This is a genomic window from Phenylobacterium sp. (assembly GCF_035944335.1).
Lineage (GTDB): Bacteria > Pseudomonadota > Alphaproteobacteria > Caulobacterales > Caulobacteraceae > Phenylobacterium.
In genome coordinates, this window is sequence record NZ_DASZBG010000070.1 from 1 (window position 1) to 1,548 (window position 1,548).

Genomic DNA, 1,548 nt, shown 5'->3' on the forward strand with positions numbered 1-1,548 from the left:
GGCCCATGTCCATCAAGACAGGGCGAAGTTCACCGCGATGATCGAGGGGACGGCGGAGGACTGGCAGGCGATCGGCCGGGCCGGCGCCGCCCATCGCGGCCGCCACGTGGACCGCATCCTGGATCAGATGCGCCTGCTGGATAACGACCACGGCGGCTTCGCGGTCGACCGGCTGGAGCACTCGCTGCAGACGGCCACGCGGGCGTTCAAAGATGGCCGCGACGAGGAATATGTGGTCTGCGCCCTGTTGCACGACATCGGCGACATCCTGCTGCCGGCCTCGCACGCCGAGCTCGGCGCGGCGATCCTGAAGCCCTATGTCTCCGAGGCCAACCACTGGATGGTCGAGAAGCACGGGGTCTTCCAGGGCTACTATTTCTTCCACTACATCGGCCTCGACCGGGACCTGCGCGAGCAGTACCGCGGGCACCCGCACTTCGAGCACTGCGCCCAGTTCTGCCACCTCTACGACCAGAACAGCTTCGATCCGGCCTATGAGTCCATGCCGCTCGAGGCCTTCGTGCCGATGATGCGGCGGGTCATGGAGACGCCGAAGCAGTCGATCTACAAGCGCGACGCGGCCTGAGCCGGGCGCTCAGCGCAGCCGGGGCGACAGGGCGCCCACCTCCGCGCGGTAAGCCTCATAGGGCGCGCCCAGCGCGGCGACCAGCATCTGGTCTTCGCTGCGGATTCGATAGGCGTAGCCCGCGATCGTCGCCAGCAGCGAGGCGATGAACACCGGCGCCGAGCCGGACGTCAGGGCGACGGCGTTCAGGCAGAGCAGCGACCCCAGATAGCCGGGATGGCGGACGAACCGATAGGGGCCGCCGCGCTCGATGGCGTGGTCCTGGTGCACGAGCAGGGTGCGGGTGTAGCGGTGGCGCAGGGTCAGCACGGCCCACAGGCGCAAGCCCAGGCCCGCGAGCCCGACCACGACGCCGGCCCAGGCCAGCGCCGGCAGGCCCGGCAGGGTTTCGCCGAACAGGCCGGCGAGCAGCGGATGGCGCGGCGCGATGGCCAGCGGCGCCAGCTTGATGGCGGTCACGAGACCGGCCACGGGGACCAGCGAGGCGAGCGTGAGCACCAGCGAGCTCCGGCGATCCGACGCGCCGGCCTTGCCGGAGCGCGCCTTCGATCCGAAGCGGACTTCGGCCTGGATGACGTACAGGACGATGAGCAATGCGCCGCCCAGGGCGTAGGGGCGAGCCGTGAATCCCAAGGCCTCCACCAGCCACTGAACAGCTTCCGCCATGGTGCGACCCCTAACGCGGCGAGGCGCCGGCGCCGGCGCCGAGGCTGGTGGTGCCGTAGTCGATGCCGGTGTCCTTTCGCGGGCCGGCCCCGAAGCTGCGGGTGACCTGGAAGAGGACGGCGCGCAGCTTCACGCGGGTCTCGAACCGGTCCTTCAGGGTCGGCGTGTCGATCACCAGGGTGTCCTTGAACGAAGCCAGCGCGTCACGCACCGAGACCGAGAAGGCCCAGTCCTTGTTGAACTGGTGGCGGTAGCCCAGGAAGGTCAGCACCAAGGGCTCGTGGAAGCCCTGCGGC

The 1,548-nt window shown here is 69.5% G+C and carries 2 protein-coding genes and 1 pseudogene; 1 reads left to right on the forward strand and 2 read right to left on the reverse strand.

Annotation, left to right across the window (positions count from 1 at the left end; translation table 11 throughout):
- Positions 1–586, forward strand: a 586-nt coding sequence (locus VGT80_RS11575) for an HD domain-containing protein (RefSeq protein WP_414693907.1), incomplete at its 5' end; no start/stop codon positions are given.
- Between the two features lie 9 nt (positions 587–595).
- On the opposite strand, the gene VGT80_RS11580 is transcribed toward VGT80_RS11575, so the two are convergent.
- The gene (locus VGT80_RS11580; RefSeq protein ID WP_327455937.1) at positions 596–1,252 is read right to left on the reverse strand and encodes an isoprenylcysteine carboxylmethyltransferase family protein; all 657 of its coding nucleotides are present in this window, start codon (positions 1,250–1,252) and stop codon (positions 596–598) included.
- Positions 1,253–1,262: 10 nt separating this feature from the next.
- Positions 1,263–1,548, reverse strand: a pseudogene (locus tag VGT80_RS11585) (TonB-dependent receptor); the annotation flags it as partial.